Genomic DNA, 24,509 nt, shown 5'->3' with positions numbered 1-24,509 from the left:
AAATGGGCAAGAAAATGGAAAAGACAAGCTAAGGAAAACAGATGCAGATAACCCTGGAGGTGCTGCGCGCCATTGTTGGCCCGGCCCATGTATTGACCGGCGACGATGTGTACAGCCGCCGCGTGGACTGGATGACGGGCGCGCCCTGTCAGGCAGGCGCGATTGTTCGCCCGGCCGATACCGAGCAAGTCTCTGCCGTGATGCGTGCCTGCCATGAGGTACAGCAGCCGGTAGTGACGCACGGCGGCCTCACCGGTCTGGTTCACGGTGCAGAAGCGAGCCCGGATGAGCTGGTGATTTCCCTGGAACGCATGACCGCAATCGAAGAGATTGATCAAGTGGGCGGTACCCTCACCGTGCAGGCCGGGGCACCGCTACAACGGGTTCAGGAAGCTGCGAAAGAGGTCGGTCTGCAGTTCCCGCTGGACCTTGGCGCTCGGGGCAGTTGCACGATTGGCGGCAATATCGCCACCAACGCCGGCGGCGTTCGGGTGATTCGCTACGGCATGATGCGCCAGCAGGTGCTCGGCCTGGAGGCAGTGATGGCCGATGGTCGCGTGGTCAGTTCCCTGAACCGCATGCTGAAAAACAACGCCGGTTTTGATTTAAAGCAGCTGTTTATCGGCAGCGAAGGCACCTTGGGCATCGTGACCCGCGCGGTGCTACGCCTGCAGCCCCCCACGCCCAGCGAGCAAACGGCGCTGGTGGCCTGTCCTTCATTTGAGGCGCTCACCGGGCTACTCAGCCATATGGGCAAAGCACTCGGCGGCAGCCTGGGTGCGTTTGAGGTGATGTGGCAGAACCACTATCGGCTACTCACTGAAACCCTGGGCCGCCACACCCCGCCGATTGCCACCGAGCATCCCTTTTATGTGATCATTGATTCCCTGGGCAGCGACGCTGAGCGCAATGCCACTCAGTTCAGCGAAGCATTAGAGAGTGCGCTTGAGAGCGAGCTGATTGTCGATGCGGTGATTGCGCAGTCGACGACCCAGCGCGATGGGCTTTGGGCGATTCGTGAGGATATCGAGGGGCTGGTCAAGGGCATGGCGCCAGTGCTTACCTTCGATGTCAGCCTGCCGATTGCCGATATGCAGCGCTACACCGATGCCTTGGAAGCGCAGCTAACCCAGCGATGGGAAGATGCGCGCCTGGTGGTGTTTGGCCACCTGGGCGATGGCAACCTGCATATTTCCGTTAGCGTGGGAAGCGCTGAATTAGAGGTGCGCCGTGAAGTGGAAGCGATGGTTTATCAACCGCTGGCAGCACTTGGCGGCTCAGTCTCCGCCGAGCACGGCATTGGCCTGGAGAAGCGCCCCTGGCTAAGTACCTGCCGCTCCAGCGCCGAGATCGCTCTGATGCAGTCGCTCAAGCAAGCGCTCGACCCGCTTAATCTGTTAAATCCCGGTAAAGTACTTTAAATAAAAGTGCTTTAAATAATAGAGCTTTAAATAAACGCGCTACGTTAATCATTAATACTGATTTGAAAATCGTTTCTAGGAATCGTTATGCCTTCTCAAAGCACGCCCCCTTATCCCAACCACTTACTGAGTGAAGGCCCTGTTAATCCGTTTCCGGGCATCAAGGTGCTGGAGCGTAAACTTGGCCGGGAGATCTCCCATCGGCTGGGCTCTAACGAAGGTCTGGACATGCCCCACCGTGCCCTGCGCGACCACTTTGGCGATGCCCTGACCGAACACGTTTACTGCTACGGCGATTCCGAAGCGCTAGGGGTGCGCCAACGCTTGAGCGCGCAGCAGGGTATTGCGCTGGAAACGATGCTGGTGGATGCCGGGGCTGACAGCTTGATTGCCCTGGCCCTGCGCACCACCTGCGAACCGGGCGAAACTGTGGTGAGCACCGCAGGCACCTACCCCACCTTTGGTTACTTCGCCAAAGGCCAGGGCTGCCGCTTGATTGAACCCAGCTATTTTGAGGCGCCGGGCGTGCTGGCCCCCGATCTGGAAGCGCTTATCGCAGCGGCGCATCAGGAAAACGCGCGGCTGGTGTACCTGGCCAACCCGGATAACCCCAGTGGTCACTTACATAACGACAGCGCCATCCTCAAGCTGCGCGAGGCGCTGCCCGACTCCTGCTGGCTAATGTTAGACGAAGCCTATGGTGATTTCCGCGATGACGCGGGTAGCGAGTTCGCAGCCAAAGCCATACCGGGAGTGATTCGCCTGCGCACGCTCTCCAAGGCTCACGGCCTGGCGGGTCTGCGCATTGGCTACGCCATCGCCGCCCCTGAGGTACTGGCGATGATGATGAAGGTGCGCATTCACTACGCGGTATCTTCGCTGACCCTGGCCGCCGCCGAAGTGGTACTCGACCACCCTGGCGAAGTGAATCAGCACGTTGCCGATGTAAAAGCCCGCCGTGAGCAGTTGGCTGAGCACTTTCGCGCACTGGGTGCCGACGTACTGCCCAGCGCTACTAACTTTATCGGCATTCGCCTGCCCAGCGCCGAACTCGCCGCCGAGGTGCATCAGCAACTGCTCGCCGAAGGCGTGTTAGTCACTCGCTTAGTGCACCCTGAGCTTGCCAATATCATACGTATCACGGCCGTGCAGGCAGCACTGGAACCGGGGAGATTGGCTGCTTTGGAGAAGGCGATTAGCGCTTAAGCCGGCGTTAACCAATGCCGAAAATCATCCAACTCACCGCGCACCGCCTGGCGATATAGCCCCTGCAGTTGAGCCGTCACACTGACTGGGCTGATGGGCTCATTGGCGGGTGGTGCTCCCGCGCGTCCACCAATACGACGGCCATCCAGCTCGCGCAGTGGGAGTATCTCGGCGGCGGTGCCGGTTAAAAATGCCTCATCGGCGGTGTAGAGCTCATCACGGGTAATCCGCCGCTCGCGCACTTCGATGCCTAACACTTTTTTCGCCAGCTGAATCACGCTATCCCGGGTGATGCCTTGCAAACACGACGTTACTTCCGGGGTGTGCAGCACGCCATCGCGCAGCAAGAAGACGTTCGCCGCCGAGGCCTCGGCTACATAGCCTTCTGGATCGAGCATAATGGTTTCATCGAACCCGGCCTTGATCGCGGTGTTCAGCGCCAGTATCGAGTTGACGTAGTGGCCGTTGGTTTTCGCCCGGCACAGGCTGATATTGACGTGGTGGCGCGCCCAGGAAGAGGTCAGCGCACGCAAGCCGTGGGTCGCGGCCTGGGGCGAAATATAGGGGCCCAAATCCCAAGCGGCCACCATGACATGGGTCGTTAGCCCCTGGGCGCGCAGCCCCATGCCTTCCGCACCAAAAAACACCGTGGGCTTGAGATAGGCATTGCTCAGGCCGTTTTTGGTCAGGCACTCGCGCTGGGCATCGATCAGCTCCGCTTCGCTAAACGGCAGCGGCATATCCAGCGAATGGGCGCTTTCTGCCAAGCGGCGGGTATGTTCAGCAGCACGAAATAGATGCGTGCCGCTAGGGCCAGCATAGGCGCGCACGCCCTCAAAACAGCCCATGCCATAGTGCAAGGTGTGGGTGAAGACATGCACCTTGGCCTCGCGCCACTCCAGCCATTCACCATCCTGCCAGATCCAGCCATCGCGGTCATAAAGCGGTGTCATTGTTTACGTTGCTCCCACTGTTGGCACCAGTCATCGATTAATGCTTGCTGGTGCGGTTGCAGGGCCTGATAGCCCCAAGCGGCAATTTCATCGTTTTGCGGATCGGGCACGGCAATGGCACTGCCTGCCAGCGTCTGGATCACCGCGTGGCCGCACAGCGGCACATAGCCTTCTGAATAACCGCCTTCATGGACGAACACCAGCTTGCCCTCGCAGCAGCGCTCGGCCAGGGCTTTTAGCTGGGCGGTCATGGTGGCGAACGCTTGGCTATTGAGCAACATTTTGCCTAATGGATCTTTGGCGCAAGCACCGTAACCGCACGCCACCACGATCAGGTCAGGGTTGAATGCCTCTAGCGCGGGCAACACCAGTTTTCCCATGGCGTACGCGTAGGCGCCCAGGCCGCAGCCCGGTGGCAGCGGCAGGTTGAGATTGGCACCCAGGCCTGCGCCTTCGCCCTGTTCGTCAAAGCCACCCGTTTCCAGCGGGTAGTTGGCCGCTTGATGAAGAGAAACGGTAAAAACCTCAGGGTCGTTATAAAACGCTGCCTGCTGACCGTTGCCGTGGTGAACATCCCAATCGAGTATCGCCACGCGGTTAACCTGCCCCAAGGCTCGGGCACGCATCACCGCCACAGGAATATTGCCCAGCAGGCAAAACCCACGGCCCTGGTCGGCTTCGGCATGATGCCCCGGCGGTCGGCATAGGGCGTAGGCATTGCTCACCTCACCCAGCGCCACAGCCTCAACGGCGGCAACAGCCAACCCTGCGGACTGCGTGGCCGCCGCCCAACTGCCGGGCATGTAAGGTGCGCAGTCGCCGCCGTTGCCACCGCGTGCTCGATCCCCTGCCTGGAGCTTGTCTAAATAGCGTGGCGTGTGAAAGCGCAGCAAGTCGTCAAGCGTCGCAGCAGGAGGCTTCACCACGTAAAGCTCGTCGATCAGCCCGCTGACTTCGAGAATATTCTTCAGGCGCCGTTTGCTTTCCGGGCTTTCCGAAGCGGCCTGGGGCTGCAGGAATTCGCCTGGTGCGGAGAACACACCTATTGCACCCTGGTCGTGCCAAAAGCAGCGTTCGTGCCAGTAGAAACCGGTTCTGCTCATGCCGTAAAACCCTGCATAAAAGCGGTCAGGTTGGCGCTTAGGTGTTCAGTGGGGTAACCACCTTCTTGCACAATCACCATGGGCAGCGAAAGCGCCGCCAAGCGTTTGCCTACTTCAATGAACGCCTCGGTTTCTACTTTGAGGCCCGCTAGCGGGTCATCCTTGTGGGCGTCTAGCCCCAGCGCCACCACCACGGCACCCGGCTCATAACGTTGCAGGTGATCAATCAGAATCGCCAAGGCATCGAGATAAACGTCGCCATCACTGCCCACCGGCAGGGGCAGATTCACATTGGCTCCAACGCCTTCATCGCTGCCCTCTTCCTCTGCACCGCCCCAGAAAAACGGATAAAAGTCGCTAGGGTCAGCGTGCAGTGAGCCAGTCCACACATCGCTACGATAATAAAAAATATCCTGGGTGCCGTTGCCGTGGTGCAGGTCCACATCGATGATCGCAACTTTGCCGTAGCGTTCACGCAGCACGGTCGCCGCCAGCGCAGAGTTGTTCAGCAGGCAAAAGCCCCCGGCGCGCTCCGGCCCGGCATGGTGGCCCGGCGGGCGGCACAATGCGTAGGCCGTTGGGGCGCCATTAAGCACTTCTTCTGCTGCCGCTTCCGCCGTTGCCGCCGAGGCTAAAGCGCCTTGAAAGCTCGTCGCGCTTAGCGGGCAGGCCATGTCGTGCAGGTGCCAACCCGCTTGCCCAATGGGGTGGCGCGGGTAGTGGTGGCCACCACCGCAGGGGTGGATATTGGGAGCGACAAACTCCGACGCGTTGGGCAGCGCCTGCCAGCGGGCGTAAATGGTATCCAGGAACGTTAGGTAGCACGGCGTATGAATCTGTTCCAGGCGCTTACGCAGCGTAGGCGAGTCGGCCTCTTTAGGTACGCTCAGCGTCAGCCCTGAACGGGCAAGCCCCTGGGTCAGCAGCTCCGCACGCACCGGGCCTTCCGGCGACGGCACAGGCTGGCCGCGCAGCAGGAAGGTCGGCGGCGCATGCAACGCCTGGTCAGGGTGATAAAAACACTTCATGGGTCGCAGTCCTTAGCGGAGCTATGATGCAGTAGATTCAGGCAATGACTCCCACACTTCAATGGCAGCAGCCAGATCTTCCAGCGAAGCGCCTACCGATTTGAATAGCGTGATGGCTTCCGGTGTCGAGCGCCCCGATTTAGCCCCGCTTAGCACCTCGGCAAGCTCCGCCTGAATCTGGTCGAACTGGAATTCGCCTTCTTCAATGGCTTGCAGGATGTCGCCCGCTTCGCCTTTGGCGCCGGCGTAGGTGTCCACAAATACTTCTGAGCGACGCAGGCACAGCGCATCGGTTTCGCGCATTTGTGGCCGAAACGCGCCGATCAAATCCAGGTGAGTGCCAGGCGTTAGCCACTCGCCCTTGATCAGCGGTTGGGTAGAGAGCGTCACGCAACTGACGATATCCGCCTCTGCCACGGCAGCCGCCAGCTCTTCCACCACTTGGGTCTCGAAGCGTTCGGCGTACTCGTTGGCAATGGCTGCCGCTTTACTGGGATTGCGGCCCCAGATCAGCACCCGCTTGATAGGACGCACGCTGGCGTGAGCCTCGATCACCATGGGCGCCAACTTGCCGGTACCTACCACCAGTAGCGTTTCAGCATTTTCATTCGCCAGCGCTTGCGCAGCCAGCGCCGAGGCCGCCGCTGTGCGACGTCGGGTTAGCTCGCTGCCGTCGATACAGGCCAACGGCTGGCCGTGCTTACCTTCGCTGAGCAAATAGAGCCCGGAGATGGCGGGAATACCATGGTCGGCGTTTTGCGGAAATACGTTGACCATTTTCACGCCGATATAGCCCGCCGCTTCCCAGGCGGGCATTAGCAGCATGGTGGCTTCGCCATCGGGCCGGTGCATCGCGTGGTGATGGCGGGGAGGCGACTCCACGCCGTTCACGAACGTTGTGTGTAGCCGCTGTATCAAGCCGCCCCAGCTCAGGTAACGAGTGACCTCTTCGGCAGAAACAACCCGCATATCAGGCCTCCGGCAGCGCAGCTACCACCATGATTTCCACCTTCCACTCGGGCTTGGCGAGCTGAGCTTCAAGCGCTGCACGCACCGGCGGGCGACCCGGCACGACCCAGGCATCCCAGGCAGCATTCATTTGGTCGAACTCCGCCATGCTGGTGACCCAGATTTGCGCTGAGATCAGATGCTCTTTTGAGGTGCCCGCTTGGGCTAGCAGTTGATCGATACGCGCCAGTACTTGCTCGGTTTGGCCACGCATATCCGCCGTGGCATCAGGTGGAACCTGGCCTGCGAGGTAAACGGTGCCGTTATGAATCGCCACTTGGCTCATACGTGCATTGCTGTCTTGATAGGTAACGCCCATGGAGTCTCTCCTTCGAAGGTATTCTTCAGAGACTAAAGCGCAGAGCAGCAAATTACTTGCCCGACACTGCGGTAGATTTGCCCGCAAGTCATGCAGGCCGTTTTAAAGCAGCGTCTACTGACAGGAAAGGTCTATCTATCCGACGAAGGGGAGATTTCAAAATAGCGACGATAGGCGCGGGAGAAACTGCCCTGATCGCGGAAGCCTACTAACATGGCGACATGCCCCAGGCTAAGCGCGCTGTGTCGCACTAACGTACGTGCATGCTCCAAGCGCCTGCGCTGCACATAGGCCAGCGGCGTCACACCGGTCAGTTCGCGAAAACAGGTGTGAAAGTGGCCAGGGCTGAGCGCGCACAGCGCGGCCAGCTGTTCCACCCGAATCTCATCGGCCAAGTGTTGATCCAACCAAGCATCCAGGCGGGCCAGATCGAGGCGTTCACTGATGCAGTGCTGGCCCAACTGGCCAGCCGCGGCGGGCGTGGCATCGTGCAGGTACATGGTCAGCGCACGCAGCAGCAGAATGGCAATTTCATTTTGCAGCGCAGGGCACTGCTCGAGCTGGTTCGCCAGGGCATGGGTCAGTTGGTTTAGCGCGGGCGGCACGCTGAAAAAGCGAGGCTTATCAAACAAGCGCTCGATCTCACCGCCCTTTTCAAGCGACGCCAAGTGCGCAACGGGAATATCCAACACTAAGGTGCGGTTACTGCCATCGCCCTGGTACTCGTGATGGCGCGACGAAGGAATCAGACACCCACGGCGAGCGGTGACCCGTTCCCCCTGGCCTTCCATCGAAAGCTCCGTTACGCCACAAGTGGCCAGAATCAGTTGATGGAAGTCGTGGGTATGGGCCACCTGCTCTTGGGCTAAGTTGCGGCTATGCAGCTCAAAAAAGGCCATGGTGGAATACCATCGGTGCGTCGAATGCGATTCATTCACTATAAAACGGCTAAGCAACAAAAAGCGAGCAAGCGGCCAACTGTGTGTTAACGCTCAATTGAGGGGACGGCTGTCATCCGCCAGTCACGGATGCCGTTTAGGGTGGCCATAAGCGGCCACAAGAGTCCTCATAATATGCCACCACTTCGACGCCACTCTCACCACAATACGCTCGACGAGTCAGAATTCGCGGCATTCTCAAAAGCCCGTTCTCAAGCCCTGTCACAAGCCCTCACTCAGCTAGCCAAGGGCAACGCCCTAGCCCAGCATCGCGAAGCAGAGCGTGAGACGCGGCTGGCATCAGCATTAACGCTGTTTCACTCAATGGCATTCACAACCGCGATGCCACTCGAAGGCATGAAAGTACTCATGATTTCGGATGTCTACTTTCCCCGCGTCAATGGCGTCTCCACTTCCATTGCTAGTTTTCGCGGCGCCCTGGAACGCTTGGGCCACTCGGTCACGCTGATCTGCCCCGACTATCCGGTAGGCCAAGTGGACGAACCCGGCGTGCTGCGTATCCCTTCTCGCCACGTACCCGGCGACCCTGAAGACCGCATGATGCGCTACGGTGATCTACTCGCCCTGGCACCTTCGCTGGCAGGTGAAGCCTTTGATCTGATTCATGTGCATACGCCTTTTACCGCCCACTATGCCGGTGTAGCGCTGGGGCGTCAGCTTGGGCTACCGGTGGTGGCGACCTATCACACGCTTTTTGAAGAGTATATTCATCACTATATCCGCTGGCTTCCCCGGCGCTGGCTGCGCTTTGCGGCACGCAGGCTTTCGGTGCACCAGTGCCAGCAGCTCGACGCCTTGGTGGCGCCTTCACGGGCGATGCAGCAAGCACTCACCCACTATGGCGTGACGACGCCCATCACCGTCATTGCTACTGGTTTAGCGCTGGAGGCGTTTTGCCTGCCTCAAGATCAGCGCGACTTTCGGGCTCACTACGACCTGCCACAAGAAGCGCGGCTGCTGCTTTATGTCGGCCGCGCCGCCTTTGAAAAGAACATCGGTTTTCTGATCGATATGCTGTCTCAGGTATTAGTCGAACACCCGACCACCTGGCTAATCATTACCGGCGAAGGCCCGGCCCATGATTCGCTCGTCAAACGCGCCCAAGAAATGGGCGTTTCAGACGCTGTCCTGTTCCTCGGCTACCTTGACCGCAACGGCCCACTGCAAGCCGCTTACCGCGCCGCCGACGTCTTCGTGTTTGCATCACGCACGGAAACCCAGGGACTGGTGCTGTTGGAAGCGATGGCCCTGGGCACGCCGGTGGTTTCCACCGCCATGATGGGCACGCGTGATGTACTCAAAGAGGGAGAAGGCTGCCTGATCGCCGAGGATAACCATGACGACTTTGCCGCCAAAGTTAACCGCCTGCTAAGCGATGACACCCTGCGCCAACAGCTTGCCGAACGAGCCCAAGTTTACGCTGCTAGTTGGCACGAGGATGCTAAAAGCGCAGAACTTGTCACGCTCTACCGTCAACTTACCGCTGAGCGCTGCGAGAATACGCACACGTAGATGCTACATCTGATAGTGCTACCAGCAAAAAAAGAGCCCCAAGCAGGGCTTGAGGCTCTTGATATGGCGTAGTACGTTAAAAATTATTCATTATCAACGTAGCGATCAATGTCGAAGTTCTCCATGCCCTCCATTTCATCGGCGCTATAGGGCAAGTTATAAGACTCGTACGCCGGATCCCAGCCGTAGTCATAGCCATAGAAGGGATAAGCAGATACACCATCGCCACCAGAAATGATGACAGCTTGAATTTGGCCGTTGTCGTTAAACAACACATTTTCGATGTAGCCTTGACCAGCGCCGGTATTCACTGCAGCGTAATCATCGAGTAGATCGGTAATTTTCCAAATATTGTTGCCAGCTTCGACATTGTCGCCGACCTGTGTGGTCTGTTGTAAGGCACTCTTGCTGACGTACTCGTTTTCACCTTCAAACAGGTCGTAGTCGTCGTAGTTATCGGCGTTCAACGGCACCTGAATATTGTCGTTAGAAACATCGACCTCATCCCATGGAACCGCCACGTGCGTGTCGCCAATGTCCCAAACACCACCAATTTGGACAATGATCGCTTCAATCTGGTTCTTGTCGTTGACCAGCACATTTTCGACGCTACCGATATCATCCTCATCGTCAGTCGACACATCTCTATCGAGAAGCCAATCGGCGTCGAAGCCGCTCTCATTATAAAGATCGTCGTAGTTCCATTCGGTAATGGCAACGACATCGTCACCGTCGCCATACTGCTGGGCTTGCGCCATAGAGCTTACCCCTAGCGCGGCGATAGCGACTGCAAGCGTCGTTTTAAGTGGAAAAGTAGCCATCGTTATACCTCCAATGTTTAACGAGTCATAAAGCGTGCTTTACTTTGTGTTGGAAACAACACGCAACGAACAATACAAACCCTAGTAAAACACAAAAAGACTTGCAAACTGCCACCGGGGTAGAGCGACCCTTTAATTTTTAAAATAAATAACCTTTTGTTTTAATTGATAAAAAATTTGTTGATAAATATTAATTCATCGGTTTAAGGCTTTGTAGCTAAATCAGCGGGTTACCGCTTTGCTATATTTACATACAGCCCGTTGGTCGCGCTGATTTTGCGACCAGATAGTTTAACGCACTATGCTGAACGCATAGCAGGTTGAATTGAGCCGTAAGACAAGGAGGATCTATGTCACGCACGATCAAAGTAGCAAACGCCGATAATGAGCCGAGTTATGTAATAGCTGAGCCCGAGCAAAGTATTGATGGACCTTACACATTTTTCCTGACGAATAGCGATCCGGTAAATCACGTAGCAGCCGGCCGTTTTGAAGGCCCAGATGGCGAGTCTTACTATGCTCAGGATCAAGATGATATTGAATGGCTAATCCAGCTGCAGTAGCACTGGCATTCTGTAGGTAGCACCCAGCCTAGCCCTGGCCGACTATGGCAGCGTGTCCGTTCATGAAATCGCAGCGGTATACGATATTGGCAATAAGCCACCAGAGGATCGCTATGCTGGGTGCGTAGTAAAACTGAGAGGCGAACCAGAGACCTACTGATTACAAGTTAGGTGAGCTCTGCTGACACTTTGTTGACACTTTTGGAATACCGGGAACTAAAAAAAGGCCTAGCGATGAACGCTAAGCTCTTGATATTTATTGTGCCGGTGGCCAGACTCGAACTGGCACACCCGTAAAGGCGGCGTATTTTGAACCTTTATCGTATTTACACAAAACAGCATACTGTATTGATTTTGAAGAATTATTACCTAGCAAAAAGCTCGCTTCAGCTCGCTAAAGCTAATTTATGTTGACAGTATGTGGACACGGCCCTGCTTCTGGTCATGCTTTCACTTCACTTAAATATTGATTTCAGTGTTTCAGCAGTCCATCATGATGATAAGCCAAGAAACTTGGCATAGCTAAAAGCTATAATAAAAAGTATAAGCATTTAAAAAAACTATTGGAGTCGACCTATGCTTATTTTTGGTTCTAAACATAAAGAACATATTATGCGTTCTAGTGAGCCTTCTTCTAAGGCTACATTTAAAAACGCTAAAATAAATAGCGATGGCTCTGCGACCTTTGACATAAAGGTTATAAAGAATAGCATGCCAAAAAAAGAGCAAGAAATTTCTCATAGATTTTTTAACAGCAGAAATAAAATGGCATAAATAATGATTGCTCTGCTGTTAATACCGATTTTAATCTGCGGTATAACTATATTGAAAGGTCACCCATATGAAAGCTTAAAAATAGGAACTTATAAAGGGTGGCCTATTTATTTGTATGCAATAAAAAATGGCACTATTTTTATATTTTTTATCTTCATCATTTCTGACTTACTCATACCCTTATTCTCTGAATTTTCAAAATTTTATTCTTTGTCCCCAGAAGATCGAAAGCAATTTTCTCTATTTACCTTCATCTCACTAGAAAGCAAAGAACTAAGCCCTCTCAATATAATATCTGTATTTCTGTATAATATTAATCATACCGAAAATATTATTTCAATTTTCTCTTTGAATGATGAAGAAAAATTAACGTTAAAATTTCTTTCCCTCTCTTTTCTTAGCATAGCCCTCTCCACTCTCTTAGTTAAACTAAAATTAGCATCAAAAAAAATACTTTCAAAAACTACACCTCGGCTAGCTAGTTTTTTTCAGGAAAGAGACAATGCAAAAATTGCCTCTATCTATAAAGAAAAAAGTCCATCTGATTTTCTTTTGCTACAAATCACAGATACTTTTGTAGAACAAGATATCTTTATCTCTCAAATAAGCAATAACATTTCACATTATGAAAAATATCGAACTTTTTCAAAAAACATAAATACTCTTAAAGACAAAGCCATACTGTATGCAAACATGAACAAAACCATAAATTTCTTCATAAGAATATATGATAGGTTTTGCGATACAGAGGAAAATCGCTTAAGAGAAATAGAAGATACTTATACTAAATATAAAAAAATGTATAAGAGTCTACTTGAACAAGAATATATCGCTTATCAAGAAATGTGTTATCAAGTGCGCGTTGAGGCAGAAGATAGAACTTATGCATTAATAACCTTAAATTCTAGAAAAATTTATATTGGAGTCCCTATTGCCACTGGCAAGCCAGACGAAGAGGGTGTAGAAAATAAAGAAGTACTAATATTGCCTTCTTTCTCAGGTGTTAGAGATGAAAAGAAACTTTTTATAGAGTTGACTAATATGTACTATATCAACCACGATGATTATACATATACAGATTTGATAGCTATACCTAAGACACAGATTAACTCAGTAAGTGCTTTTTCAATTTCAACACATAACCTTGTAGATAAAAACATGTCTAAAAGAAATGAAAGCTCTTATTTCATTAAAAACTATGTAAAAAATTAAGAGCTTCTCCATTATTTAACTCTTTTTACCCACAATGCCTTCCCCCTGGATACCATCTATCCACAACCCGCTGTGCTAGTTGGTACCCGTCCCTGTTTGCTTCAACGTGCGTCGTATCCTCTATAGAGCCTCTAAGTATCTCGTACTCGAAGCGTGCCGGGTTGCAGCGGGAAAGTAAATGTAATTAGCTTTAAATATGATGCTAATTGCGTTGAAGGCAGGATGAACATTGGGGTTAAGCCCAGGAGCGGCTTGGATTGCTGGTTTTGCGAGGAATGCAACCACAGAAGAGCAAGGAAGGAGTGACAGGCACAAAAAAAGGCGCCTAAGCGCCTTTTTTTAAAGTTGGTGCCGGTGGCCAGACTCGAACTGGCACACCCGTAAAGGCGGCGGATTTTGAATCCGCTGCGTCTACCAATTCCGCCACACCGGCAATGGCTGCGCATTATACGTAAATGTCGAAGTAGGTCAATCATGTTGACTGACTTTATGCAGCCAAAGCGCTATCCTATGCCGCCTGTTTGATCAACGCTAAGAGTTATACACCATGCAGCGCGCGGATTTTCATTACGAGCTACCCGACGAATTAATTGCTCGCTACCCTTCTGAACAGCGTAGCGACTGCCGTTTGCTGTGCGTGGATGGCCAGAGCGGCGCGCTTGAGCACCGCCGCTTTCCTGATTTGCTTGAGCTTTTAGAACCGGGCGACCTGTTGGTGTTTAACGACACCCGCGTAATTCCGGCGCGCCTGCACGGCCATAAGGCCAGCGGCGGCAAGGTGGAAATGCTGCTGGAGCGCCCGCTGGATGCCCATCGTGGCTTGGCGCATATTCGCTCGAGTAAATCACCCAAGCCCGGCACCGAGCTGATTTTCGAAGGTGACGTTCACGCCATCGTAGAAGGCCGCCGTGACGCGCTGTTCGAGCTGCGCTTTTTGGGCGATACGCCGATGATCGCGCTACTCGAAAAGCACGGCCATATGCCGCTGCCGCCGTACATTACCCGCGAAGACGAACTCAGTGACCGTGAGCGCTACCAAACGGTCTACGCCCGGCGTGACGGCGCTGTAGCCGCCCCCACCGCAGGGCTGCATTTTGATCAGCCGCTGCTGGATGCGCTGGCTGATAAAGGCATTAACCGTGCCTTTGTCACCCTGCACGTAGGTGCGGGCACCTTTCAGCCGGTGCGCGTCGACAACATCCTTGAACACCATATGCACAGCGAGTGGATTGAGGTCACGGAATCCACCTGCCAGCAAGTGCGCGACACCCTGGCGGCGGGTAAGCGCGTGATCGCGGTTGGCACCACCAGCGTGCGCTGCCTGGAAAGCGCCTGCCAAAAAAGCAGCGATGGGCAGATCGCGCCTTATAGCGGCGATACTGATATTTTCATCTATCCCGGTTACCAGTGGCGCTGCGTGGATGCTTTAATTACCAATTTCCACTTGCCTGAATCGACCCTGCTGATGCTGGTCTCCTCCTTTGTGGGCTACGACACCATTATGCACGCCTACCAGCGGGCAGTGGCCGAGCGCTATGCGTTTTTCAGCTATGGTGATGCCATGCTGCTGACCCGCTAGTGTGGCCCCACTGACCCGGCACCTGTCGCGCTAAACGAACGAGCTTAACGAGTTACCTTACTTATGCGAAACGAATGCTTCATGCGCTTTGAGCGCCTGGCCGAAGATGGGCGCGCCCGCCGTGGCCGCCTTCACTTTCCCCGTGGCACGGTGGAAACCCCGGCCTTCATGCCGGTGGGCACCTACGGCACGGTCAAAGGCATGACGCCGGAGTCTGTCAAAGAGATCGGCGCTGAAATCATCCTGGGCAATACCTTTCACCTATGGCTACGCCCTGGCACCGAGGTGATTGAAGCCCACGGCGACCTGCACGACTTTGCCCAGTGGGATAAGCCGATCCTGACCGACTCCGGCGGCTTCCAGGTATTTTCCCTGGGCGAAACACGCAAGATCACCGAGCAGGGCGTGCACTTCCGCTCGCCAGTGGATGGCAGCAAAGTGTTTATGGGCCCTGAAGAGTCCATGGCGGTTCAGCGTTCGCTGGGCTCCGATGTCGTCATGATCTTTGATGAGTGCACGCCCTACCCGGCTACCTTTGACGAAGCCGAGAAATCCATGGAGCTGTCATTGCGTTGGGCCAAGCGCTCGCGGGATGCCCACGGTGACTCGCCATCCGCGCTGTTCGGCATCATTCAGGGCGGCATGCACCCTGCGCTGCGCGAACGCTCGCTCAAAGGGCTGTTGGAAATCGGCTTTGATGGGCTGGCGATTGGCGGCCTCTCGGTGGGCGAACCGAAGGAAGAGATGATCAAGGTGCTCGACTACCTGCCCACCTGGATGCCGGACGAGAAGCCGCGCTACTTAATGGGTGTTGGTAAACCCGAAGACCTGGTGGAAGGCGTTCGCCGCGGGGTGGATATGTTCGATTGCGTGATGCCTACCCGCAACGCACGTAATGGCCACCTGTTCACCTCGGAAGGTACGGTCAAGATTCGTAATGCCAAGCACCGTTTCGACACTCGCCCGCTCGATGAAGAGTGCGATTGCCATACCTGCAAGAGTTTCTCGCGGGGCTATTTGCACCACCTTGACCGCTGCAATGAAATGCTTGGCTCAATGCTCAATACCATTCACAACCTACGCTACTACCAGCGTGTAATGGCTGATTTGCGCGCGGCAATTGAAGCGGGTACATTGACGACCTTTGTGGAAGGCTTCTATGCGCGGCGCGGCCTGCCGGTGCCTCCGCTAAGCCAGCCCTGACGAATTAATCGCCACGCGCCTTGGCGCGTGGTTTAAACTGTTTGACCACGATTTTAAACGTAAGCTTTTCTAACTCAGGAGTTCTCTGCAATGCTGGATTTCTTCATCTCACCAGCCCATGCCCAAGAAGCCGCCGCTGGCGGTGGTATTGCGCAAATCGTCATGCTGGTCGGCTTCGTGCTGATTTTCTACTTCCTGTTGTGGCGCCCGCAGGCCAAGCGTGCCAAGCAGCACAAGCAGCTGGTATCCAACCTGGACAAGGGCGATGAAATCGTCATTGGCGGTGGCTTGGTAGGTCGTATCACTAAAGTGAGCGACGAGTTCCTGACCATCGAGATTTCTGAAGGCACCGAAGTTAACGTGCAGAAGAACGCCGTTGCCGCCGTACTGCCTAAAGGCACCATCAAGTCCATCTAATCCTTGCATTACCCCTGCCGAGCTAGTGCCAGCCACCCCGGCAGGGGTGACATGGTATGAATGATGGTGAACTTTGCTGTGCACGGCGAGTCCGTGCACAGCATTCCGTTTGTAATTGAAGGCAGGGCTTGCATGCTCAACCGTTACCCCCTGTGGAAGTATCTGCTGATACTGGTCGTCCTGGTGGTTGGCCTTATCTACTCGCTTCCCAATCTATTCCCCGAAGATCCCGCTATTCAAATCAGCAGCGCCCAAGGCGACTCGCTGGATGAGCGTCAAATTGAGCGCGTTGAAACCGCGCTTAGCGAAAACGATATCGAAGTAAAGGCGTTCGAAGAAGAGAACGGACAATGGTTAGTTCGTCTGCGTCATGATGACGATCAACTCCCCGCACGCGACATCGCCGCTGACCTACTGGGCAATGATGCGACCGTTGCATTAAACCTTGCCGAAGCAACGCCCGAATGGCTACAGGCCTTTTCTGCCTCACCCATGACGCTGGGCCTTGATCTGCGTGGTGGCGTGCACTTCCTGCTCGAAGTGGATATGGACGCCGCGCTGACCCAGCGCCTCGAAGTCAACGGCAGTGCCATGCGTGAGCTACTGCGCAGTGAGCGTATCCGCTACCGCAATACGGAGGTGGAAGAACGCTCGCTGTCGATCGATTTCGCCAGTGCGGAAGATCGTGATACGGCACGTAGCCTGATTAGCCGTGACTTCCCTGAGTTTGAGTACAGCAGTGAAGGCGATGGCCGCGCCTCCACACTGGTCATGACGCTTAGCGATCAGTCGGTGAACGAAATTCAGGACTACGCGATCAACCAGAACTTGACCACCTTGCGCAACCGGGTCAATGAGCTGGGTGTCGCGGAGCCGATGGTTCAGCGCCAGGGCCCCAACCAGATCGTGGTAGAACTACCCGGCATCCAAGACACCGTGGCCGCCAAGCGGATCGTGGGTGCCACCGCCAACCTGGAATTCCGTCTGGAAGCCCGCCCCGACACACCGGAAAACGAAACGGAAACCTTCGCCTTCCGCAATGAGCCCTCACGCACCGCTGAGTTAATGCGCGATGTGATCATTACCGGCGACAGTGTTTCCAGCGCCAGCAACAGCTTTGATGAAAACGGTCGCCCGCAGGTCAATATTGATCTGGACGGCACCGGTGGCACGCTAATGAATCGCGCCACGCGCACCAACATTGGCCGCAACATGGCGGTGCTCTTCATTGAGCACAAGAGCGAAGACACCGTGGTGACCGACCCGGAAACCGGCGAAGAAACCATCGAGCGTGAGCCCTACGTTGAGCGCGGTCTGATCAGCCTGGCCACGATTCAAAGCGCGCTGGGCAACAGCTTCCGGATCACCGGGCTGGACTCGCCGACGGAAGCCGCCGAGCTTGCCCTGCTGCTGCGTTCCGGCTCCCTTGCTGCACCCATCTACTTCGTACAAGAGCGCACCATTGGGCCAAGCCTGGGCGCCGAAAATATCGAGCGCGGGTTGCTCTCGGTGCAAATTGGCCTGTTGCTGGTCGTGCTGTTCATGTTGGTGCGTTACAAGGTATTTGGCGTGTTTGCCAACATCGCCCTGGCGCTGAACTTAACGCTGCTGGTCGCGGTGATGTCGATGCTGGGCGCCACACTGACGCTGCCGGGTATTGCCGGTATCGTGTTGACGCTGGGCATGGCGGTAGACGCCAACGTGCTTATCTTTGAGCGCATACGTGAAGAGATACGTAATGGCCTGTCGGTTCAGCAAGCCATTCAAGCTGGCTACGAACGCGCCTTCACCTCCATCGTCGACGCTAACATCACCACGCTGCTGGTAGCCGTTATCCTGTTTTCGATTGGTACCGGCCCCGTCAAAGGGTTTGCGGTTACGCTCTCTATCGGCATTTTGACGTCGCTGTTCACCGCTCTAATGGTGACCCGCGCCATGGTCAACTTGGTTTATGGCAGCAAACCCGTCAAAAAGCTATGGATTTAAAATGCATGGATTTAATCCACGTGCTTAGCCCAGAACTTAAGAGGTGGTAATGAAACCCCTATCACATCTGCAAATCGACTTTATGGGGCGGCGCAAGTTTGCGTACATCGTCTCGGCTGCCATGTTAATCGCGTCGATTGCTGCCATCGTTATTCTACAGCTCAACTTCGGGCTGGATTTTACTGGCGGCACGCTGATTGAGGTGCGCTATGGCGCGGCGCCCTCACTCGATGCTATTCGCGTGCTGCTCGAAGAGAGCGGCTTCCAGGATGTTTCGGTACAAACCTTCGGTGCATCCACCGAAGTATTGATCCGCCTACAGCAGGCGTTTGATGCCGATGTGGGTGGCGAAGTCGTTAACCTACTGCGCGCCGACGGCGATACGGTCAACCTGGTACGCTCTGAGTTTGTGGGCTCCCAGGTAGGTGACCAGCTTCGCGATCAGAGCGGCCTTGGCCTGCTGGTCGCACTCGGCGTGGTCATGGTTTACGTGGCGCTCCGCTTTCAGTACAAGTTTGCGATTGGCGCACTGCTGGCGTTGCTGCATGACGTCGTGATCGTGGTCGGCGTGTTCGCGCTTTTCCAGCTCGATTTCGACCTCACCGTACTGGCGGCCATTCTGGCGGTGATCGGCTACTCCTTGAACGACACCATCGTGGTCTACGATCGCGTTCGCGAAGCCATCCGCACCTCGCGCATCGACGATATGCCGCAGATATTCAATGAAGCGATTAACGCTACGCTTTCGCGTACGCTGGCAACCTCGGGCACCACCGTCCTGGTGCTGCTCGCGCTGCTACTGCTGGGCGGCGATATGATTGAGAACTTCGCCATTGCGCTGCTGGTCGGCATCGTGGTGGGTACGTTCTCTTCCATCTATATCGCCGCAGCGCTCCTGCTACCACTGAAGCTGTCGCGGGAAGACTTGATTCCCACCAAGAAAGAACTCGACGAAGAAGAGGAAGAGCTGCCGTAAACAGCGCTTTCCAACCTATAAAAACGCCTCTGCTGGTTTCCCGGCAGAGGCGTTTTTTTGTTCGCATGCATTAGCTTATTTCATAATCATGGTGCCTACTTTTGCTTGGCTACTTTTGCTTGGCTACTTTTGCTTGGCTACTTTTGCTTGGTCATGCGCTTGGCGCTGCCGAAGAGAGCCAGGCCGCCGAGCAATGCCGCACCTGCGATTACCCCCACCTGCCCCCTGTGGGTCGCCATCCAGAGTTGGAGGCTATCGTCGTGGGCTTCACGATTGAAACGTCCGCGAGCGCCCATATCACCTTTAACCGGCTGCCAGAGATTGTCGGGAGCGCTAGGGCTGCTGGGCTCGGCAGTCTGCTGCCCACTAACGGCGGTTCGCGCCAGGAAGCGGTCCATTAAGGCAGGCGCAAGCTTATTGCCGACAATAGTGGCTACCGAGGATAGCCCTACATAAAGCTGGCGTCGCCGATGATGAGCGGCCCAATAAATGGCTTTTGCGCCGACTTCCGGCTGATACACAGGTGCCATTGGCCGGGCGCGATAGGGTAGGTAGCTCTTGCACCAGTCGAACTGCGGCGTATTGAGACCCGGCATTTCAACGAGGGTTACATGCACGTTGCTGCCTTCATTCAACAATTCACACCGCAGCCCCTCGGTCATGCCTTTGATCGCATGCTTGGCCCCACAATAGGCCGTTTGTAACGGTATTGGACGATACGCCAACGCCGAACCGACCTGGACGATGGTGCCTCGGTTGCGAGCGCGCATACGCTTCAATGCCGACAGGGTGCCATGCACATAACCCAGGTAGGTCACCTCGGTAACTCGCCGAAACTCTTCTGCGCTCATCTCGTGCATCGGCGCAAAGACTGTGGTCATAGCGCTATTGACCCAAATATCGATCGGCCCCAGCTCCGCCTCGATCAGCTCGGCTGCCCGTTCGACCTGATCAGGATCGGCGACATCCGCGCTCACGGTGACAACGCGGGCGCCCAGCGCTTCGACTTCACTTTTCACCGCCTCTAATCGGTTCTCGCTACGGGAGATCAACCCCAAGTGCGCCCCGTGACGGGCAAATTCACGAGCCGTGGCGCGGGCTACACCGGCGCCAGCGCCCGTAATGACCACCACTTCACGTGGGGGTGCGCTGTCCTGACGATTGTCCATAATCTACTGCCTCCTAATTATCTCTGTATCTTTATCATTGAATTAGTCTCACCGGCGTTGCCGGCTCACTCCCCATGCCAGCAGCCCTGCCATCACAACCAAGCCAGCTATGCTTGCGGTACGCTGGTTGGCTTTTCGCTGCGCTTGAGCACGCCTCCATTCGATAGCCTGTTCCGGTGGACCATTGATAACGTCTTGCGCGCTATCCATCGCCATGCGTAGCACCTCGGCAATATGTAACGCACGGCGCGGCGTGGCATGAGCGATCTGCTCACGGCAACTGAATCCATTGGTGATAATCAGGGTGCCCTCCTCAGCCTCGCGTACTCGTGGCAGCAAGACACGTTCACCCGCAGCCATCGAAATAGCGTATTTATCATGTTCAAAGCCGAAGGAACCGGATAGCCCGCAACAGCCCGAATCCAGCACTTCGTAATCCAGCCCCATTTGCTGCATCAGCGCCAACTCGGCATCCAGGTGCATGATGGCTTTGTGATGGCAGTGACCATGCACCAGCGCCTTCCTCGTCAATCTGGGTGGCTGATACCCCTCAGCCCGGTGAACCAGAAATTCACTGAGCATGAGGCTGTTATCGTGTAGCCATTTAGCGCGGTCGTCGTCAGGAAAGAGATTGATCAGCTCATCGCGGAAGACCGCTATGCACGAAGGCTCCAGGCCGATAATCGGCATATTCATTTCAATCGCCGCGCTCAAGGCCGACATCACCTCTTGCAGGTAAGCCTTGGTATCATCGAGCATGCCGAAGTCGTACAATGGACGCCCGCAGCACAACCCTTCAGGGGGTATCACCACACGATAGCCCGCCGCCTCAAGCACTTCGGTGGCGGCCTGAGCCGTCTCGGGATAAAAATGATTGCTGAACGTATCGGCCCACAGCATCACCGGTGACGCCTGTTCATTGACGACCGGACGTTTGGCGAACCAGGACTTGAACGTTTCGGGTGCGTACAACGGCGCCTGCCGACGCTGGGGCATCGAAACCACGCGCTTGGTCAGGTTGCCTAACAGCGGTGCCCGGGTGACGAAGTTGGTGAACGCAGGCATTTTCGAGGCCAGGCGCGACCAACGATCGATAAAGCCGAAAGCGTAGTGATTGAGCGGTCGCGGATGTGCTCCTTTCGCGAAGTAATGCGAGAGAAACTCGGACTTGTAGGTCGCCATATCCACATTGACGGGGCAGTCGCCCTTACAGCCCTTGCAGGCCAGGCAAAGGTCGAGAGACTCATGCACTTCCTCGGATTGCCAGCCGTCAGTGATTACCTCACCGTTCATCATCTCGAACAGCAGACGCGCACGGCCTCGAGTGCTGTGCTTCTCCTCATGCGTCACCATGTAGCTCGGGCACATCGTCCCGCTGTCGCTACGGCACTTGCCGACACCCACGCAGCGATACGCAACCCGTGAGAAGTTGCGCTTGTCGTCTGGAAACTGAAAGGTCGTTTCCACCGGCAAAGGGTGGTACTCAATCAGACGCAGGTTCTCATCGAGGCGATAGGGGTCGATAACCTTGCCGGGATTCATCTTCCATTGCGGATCCCAGATACGCTTGAACTCGCGAAAGGCCTCGATCAGTTCCGATCCGTACATTCTCTCGAGCAGTTCGCCACGCGCCTGGCCATCACCGTGTTCCCCGGACAACGACCCGCCATAGGAGACCACCAGATCAGCGGCTTCCTGGGCAAAGTGGCGATACGTTTCGATCCCTTCTTCGGACTGTAAATCGAAATTGACCCGTGAATGGATACAACCCTGGCCGAAATGCCCATAAATTGAGCCGACGTAGCCGTACTTTTTATAAAGCTGCTTGATATCACGTACGTAATTGCCAACTTTTTCGGGCGGCACCGCGGCGTCTTCCCAGCCCGGCCAATGCGGTTGTTGTTCGGGCGGCGGGAAAGCGGTCGCCCCCAAGCCGGCTTTGCGCACGGCCCAAACGCGGTTGGCGTATTCCTGGTCGTGAACAATCTGATAATCGCTGGGTGGGCTGTCAGTCTTTTGCAGGCGTCCAATCAATTGCCTGGCCTGGGCATCCGTGTCTTCGGCATTCTCGCCACCAAACTCGATCATGAGAAAGGCATCGCCCTTAGGCATCTGCTCAAGCGTTTCCTCGTTCATGTGCTGGTCGGCTTCATGTTGGAAAAGCCGCTTGTCGATGGCTTCCAGGGCAATCGGTCCCGCCTCGATGATCAGAGGCACATGGTCGCCAGCCATCGCGACATTATCGAAGCCCACTACCATCAAGGTGCGATGCGCCACGTTATCGGTCAGTTTGAGGGTTGCCTGCAGCACCGTCATGCAGGTACCTTCGCTGCCGCATAGCGCACTGGCTAAGTTAAAACCGCGCTCCGGCAGGAGGTCGTCGAGGTTGTAGCCCGACACCCGGCGCGGCATATGTCGGGTCTGGGGGTATTGCTTGCGAATTTGCTCACTATAGCGATCGCGTAGGTTGCGCAACCTGTCGAAGATCTCTCCCTGCCGACCGCCTGCGGCAATAATGCTATCGATTTCGTCCTCACTGTAGCCATCCTTGAGCGTCATGCGCACCCCGTCATAGGTCAGGACCTCCAGCGAATGGACGTTATCGCAGGTACGCGGTCCATGCCCGTAGCACTGGGCCTGGACGGAATGAATCCCACAGGAGTTATTGCCCAGATTACCGCCGATGGTGCACCACTCATGCGTGGCCGGGTCGGGGGGAAATACCAGGTTATAGGGTTCCAACGCCTCGTTGACATCGTCATTGATCACCCCGCTCTGCACGGTAATCCGCTTGTTTTTAGGGTCGATATTAAGAATGTGATCCAGGTATTTCGAATGATCCATCACCACGGCGTGATTGACCGTTTCTCCAGAGAGGCTGGTGCCGCCGCCGCGCGAAAGGATCGGCACGCCATGGGCATGGCAGATACGGTGTATCGCTATAACGTCATTCACCGAGCAGGGGATGGTGACGCCGATCGGCGGTTGACGATAGTTTGAAGCATCGTTGGCGTAAAGTGCCCGGCTACCAGCATCAAAGCGCACCTCGCCCTCTATTGCTTCGGCCAGTTCTTCCGCCAACTGACGGTATTGCTCGGTATCTTCCTGCCCCGACATACGACTCGTCGTCAGATCGTTCACTGTTGCCTCCTTGCCTTCAGCCCGAGGCGCCATCAAGCCGAGCGATTAGTCCAAAGACAGCTTGAAGGCCTGCGCCTCCTGCCGTTTAAAGGTCAGCCCCAAGCCAGGCTGCGATAGGTCCGGCGCCATGTTGCCATGCTTATCTGGGTTGACTCGCCCCTCGAAAAGCATCGATTCGATACGCGCATGATCATGAAAATACTCCAGATGGCGTACCGCTGCCGCGCAGCAACCCGGGTGCATGTGCAATGCCGGCGCGGTGTGGGTTGACAAGGCAATCTGATGGGCATCGCAAAGTACCGCTACGTCGAGAAAACCACTGATTCCCGCGCAGCGCGTAAGGTCAGCCTGTAAGACGTCCACCGCCCCGGCCTCAAGCATGCGGCGAAAATATCCCAGGTCGTAGCCATACTCCCCTGCGGCAATCTCGATACTTCCCGGCACCCGGTCTCGCAATAGTCGCAGGCCGGGCAGGTCGTCTGATGATACCGGCTCTTCGTACCAGCTTACGCCATACGCCGTGAACGCCTCGGCCATGGCCAGCGCCTGCTTGCGTGCATAGGCACCATTGGCATCAACATATAATTCAGCCGCCGGGCCAATCGCCTCACGCGCCAGACGAACACGGTCGATATCCCGCTCGGGCTCTCGGCCGATCTTCATTTTCACGCGCGAGATGCCCGACCCAACCCAATCACTTAACTGGCGCTGCAACTGCTCGGGCGAGTAGGACGTAAAGCCGCCGCTACCGTAGACCGGCACTTCCGAGCGCACCGCACCTATTAACGCGACCAGCGGGATATCGAGCAACCGCGCCTTAAGGTCCCACATCGCTACATCAATCGCTGCAATCGCCATGGAGCTGATGCCGGGGCGTCCCAGGTTACGAATGGCCTCGACCATTTTTAGCCAGCCGCCGCGCACCGCCAAAGCGTCATGCCCTTCGATAATGCCAGCGAGCTTGTCACGGATCAGCGTGGCGCAGGCCGGATGACCATAGGTATACCCCAAGCCACTCTGGCCGCCTGCATGCAGTTCGACCAATACCAGCGTTGTGGAATCCCATGTCAGGGTGCCGTCCGATTCCGGCCCATCGGTGGGCACCTGGTAGGCCGATACCTCAAGCGCTTCGATGGGAAATCGTTGCTTGAGCATTACG

At 55.6% G+C, this 24,509-nt stretch carries 21 protein-coding genes and 1 tRNA gene; 11 read left to right on the top strand and 11 right to left on the bottom strand.

What is annotated here, in order from left to right; translation table 11 throughout:
* The first annotated feature begins 41 nt into the window (after nt 1-41).
* Both ACW44H_RS02865 and ACW44H_RS02860 read left to right on the top strand, forming a co-directional pair.
* Nucleotides 42-1,421: an FAD-binding oxidoreductase gene (locus ACW44H_RS02865; protein ID WP_457506722.1), complete on the top strand. Its 1,380-nt coding sequence runs from the start codon at nt 42-44 to the stop codon at nt 1,419-1,421.
* Between the two features lie 87 nt (nt 1,422-1,508).
* The gene (locus ACW44H_RS02860) at nt 1,509-2,627 is read left to right on the top strand and encodes a pyridoxal phosphate-dependent aminotransferase (protein WP_457506720.1); all 1,119 of its coding nucleotides are present in this window, start codon (nt 1,509-1,511) and stop codon (nt 2,625-2,627) included.
* On the opposite strand, the gene ACW44H_RS02855 is transcribed toward ACW44H_RS02860, so the two are convergent.
* From ACW44H_RS02855 to ACW44H_RS02830, 6 genes are all read right to left on the bottom strand, one after another.
* Nucleotides 2,624-3,580, bottom strand: a complete 957-nt coding sequence (locus ACW44H_RS02855; protein ID WP_457506718.1) for a branched-chain amino acid transaminase — start codon at nt 3,578-3,580, stop codon at nt 2,624-2,626. The genes ACW44H_RS02860 and ACW44H_RS02855 overlap by 4 nt on opposite strands.
* A complete protein-coding gene (locus tag ACW44H_RS02850; RefSeq protein WP_457506716.1) occupies nt 3,577-4,683 on the bottom strand; it encodes a class II histone deacetylase in 1,107 nt (368 codons plus the stop codon). The genes ACW44H_RS02855 and ACW44H_RS02850 overlap by 4 nt, the downstream gene beginning before the upstream one ends.
* Nucleotides 4,680-5,711, bottom strand: coding sequence for a histone deacetylase family protein (locus ACW44H_RS02845; protein ID WP_457506714.1), 1,032 nt, complete (start codon nt 5,709-5,711; stop codon nt 4,680-4,682). The genes ACW44H_RS02850 and ACW44H_RS02845 overlap by 4 nt, the downstream gene beginning before the upstream one ends.
* Before the next feature lie 21 nt (nt 5,712-5,732).
* Entirely contained in the window at nt 5,733-6,680 is a 948-nt protein-coding gene (gene lhpI, locus ACW44H_RS02840) for a bifunctional Delta(1)-pyrroline-2-carboxylate/Delta(1)-piperideine-2-carboxylate reductase (protein ID WP_457506712.1), read from the bottom strand.
* A gap of 1 nt (nt 6,681) precedes the next feature.
* Nucleotides 6,682-7,038 carry a RidA family protein gene (locus ACW44H_RS02835; RefSeq protein WP_008959745.1) on the bottom strand — a complete coding sequence of 119 codons (357 nt, stop codon included), beginning with the start codon at nt 7,036-7,038 and terminating at the stop codon, nt 6,682-6,684.
* 131 nt (nt 7,039-7,169) lie between these two features.
* Complete coding sequence (locus tag ACW44H_RS02830) at nt 7,170-7,937, bottom strand: AraC family transcriptional regulator (RefSeq protein ID WP_457506710.1); 768 nt, start codon at nt 7,935-7,937, stop codon at nt 7,170-7,172.
* A gap of 174 nt (nt 7,938-8,111) precedes the next feature.
* Here ACW44H_RS02830 and ACW44H_RS02825 point away from each other — a divergent pair, with 174 nt between their 5' ends.
* The gene (locus tag ACW44H_RS02825; RefSeq protein ID WP_457506708.1) at nt 8,112-9,509 is read left to right on the top strand and encodes a glycosyltransferase; all 1,398 of its coding nucleotides are present in this window, start codon (nt 8,112-8,114) and stop codon (nt 9,507-9,509) included.
* Between the two features lie 83 nt (nt 9,510-9,592).
* Here the strand turns inward: ACW44H_RS02825 and ACW44H_RS02820 are convergent, their stop codons facing one another.
* Entirely contained in the window at nt 9,593-10,330 is a 738-nt protein-coding gene (locus ACW44H_RS02820) for a PRC-barrel domain-containing protein (RefSeq protein WP_241524553.1), read from the bottom strand.
* 350 nt (nt 10,331-10,680) lie between these two features.
* Between ACW44H_RS02820 and ACW44H_RS02815 the strand changes: the two genes are divergently transcribed.
* From ACW44H_RS02815 to ACW44H_RS02805, 3 genes are all read left to right on the top strand, one after another.
* On the top strand, nt 10,681-10,893 hold the full coding sequence (locus ACW44H_RS02815) for a hypothetical protein (RefSeq protein WP_113268623.1): 213 nt from the start codon (nt 10,681-10,683) through the stop codon (nt 10,891-10,893).
* 576 nt (nt 10,894-11,469) lie between these two features.
* Complete coding sequence (locus ACW44H_RS02810; RefSeq protein ID WP_457506706.1) at nt 11,470-11,667, top strand: hypothetical protein; 198 nt, start codon at nt 11,470-11,472, stop codon at nt 11,665-11,667.
* Between the two features lie 3 nt (nt 11,668-11,670).
* Nucleotides 11,671-12,879, top strand: a complete 1,209-nt coding sequence (locus ACW44H_RS02805; RefSeq protein ID WP_457506704.1) for a hypothetical protein — start codon at nt 11,671-11,673, stop codon at nt 12,877-12,879.
* A gap of 346 nt (nt 12,880-13,225) precedes the next feature.
* Here the strand turns inward: ACW44H_RS02805 and ACW44H_RS02800 are convergent.
* Nucleotides 13,226-13,312, bottom strand: a tRNA-Leu gene (locus tag ACW44H_RS02800).
* A gap of 114 nt (nt 13,313-13,426) precedes the next feature.
* On the opposite strand from ACW44H_RS02800, the gene queA reads away from it, so the two are divergent.
* The 5 genes from queA (at nt 13,427) to secF (ending at nt 19,040) form a co-directional block, all read left to right on the top strand.
* Nucleotides 13,427-14,458: a tRNA preQ1(34) S-adenosylmethionine ribosyltransferase-isomerase QueA gene (queA, locus tag ACW44H_RS02795; protein WP_457506702.1), complete on the top strand. Its 1,032-nt coding sequence runs from the start codon at nt 13,427-13,429 to the stop codon at nt 14,456-14,458.
* A gap of 81 nt (nt 14,459-14,539) precedes the next feature.
* Nucleotides 14,540-15,661, top strand: coding sequence for a tRNA guanosine(34) transglycosylase Tgt (tgt, locus tag ACW44H_RS02790; RefSeq protein WP_457506700.1), 1,122 nt, complete (start codon nt 14,540-14,542; stop codon nt 15,659-15,661).
* A 90-nt stretch (nt 15,662-15,751) separates the two neighbouring features.
* A complete protein-coding gene (gene yajC, locus ACW44H_RS02785; protein ID WP_071695382.1) occupies nt 15,752-16,078 on the top strand; it encodes a preprotein translocase subunit YajC in 327 nt (108 codons plus the stop codon).
* A gap of 132 nt (nt 16,079-16,210) precedes the next feature.
* Nucleotides 16,211-18,064, top strand: coding sequence for a protein translocase subunit SecD (secD, locus tag ACW44H_RS02780; RefSeq protein WP_457506697.1), 1,854 nt, complete (start codon nt 16,211-16,213; stop codon nt 18,062-18,064).
* A gap of 49 nt (nt 18,065-18,113) precedes the next feature.
* Nucleotides 18,114-19,040, top strand: coding sequence for a protein translocase subunit SecF (gene secF, locus ACW44H_RS02775; protein WP_457506695.1), 927 nt, complete (start codon nt 18,114-18,116; stop codon nt 19,038-19,040).
* A 137-nt stretch (nt 19,041-19,177) separates the two neighbouring features.
* On the opposite strand, the gene ACW44H_RS02770 is transcribed toward secF, so the two are convergent.
* The 3 genes from ACW44H_RS02770 to ACW44H_RS02760 are packed head-to-tail and all read right to left on the bottom strand — an operon-like array spanning nt 19,178 to nt 24,505.
* Complete coding sequence (locus ACW44H_RS02770) at nt 19,178-20,209, bottom strand: SDR family oxidoreductase (RefSeq protein WP_457506694.1); 1,032 nt, start codon at nt 20,207-20,209, stop codon at nt 19,178-19,180.
* A 48-nt stretch (nt 20,210-20,257) separates the two neighbouring features.
* The gene (locus ACW44H_RS02765; protein ID WP_457506692.1) at nt 20,258-23,350 is read right to left on the bottom strand and encodes an FAD-binding and (Fe-S)-binding domain-containing protein; all 3,093 of its coding nucleotides are present in this window, start codon (nt 23,348-23,350) and stop codon (nt 20,258-20,260) included.
* A gap of 45 nt (nt 23,351-23,395) precedes the next feature.
* Nucleotides 23,396-24,505, bottom strand: coding sequence for an enolase C-terminal domain-like protein (locus ACW44H_RS02760; RefSeq protein WP_457506690.1), 1,110 nt, complete (start codon nt 24,503-24,505; stop codon nt 23,396-23,398).
* Nucleotides 24,506-24,509 lie beyond the last annotated feature (4 nt).

It is taken from the genome of Vreelandella sulfidaeris Esulfide1 (assembly GCF_054072535.1).
This window is presented reverse-complemented; position numbering and strand designations above follow the sequence as displayed.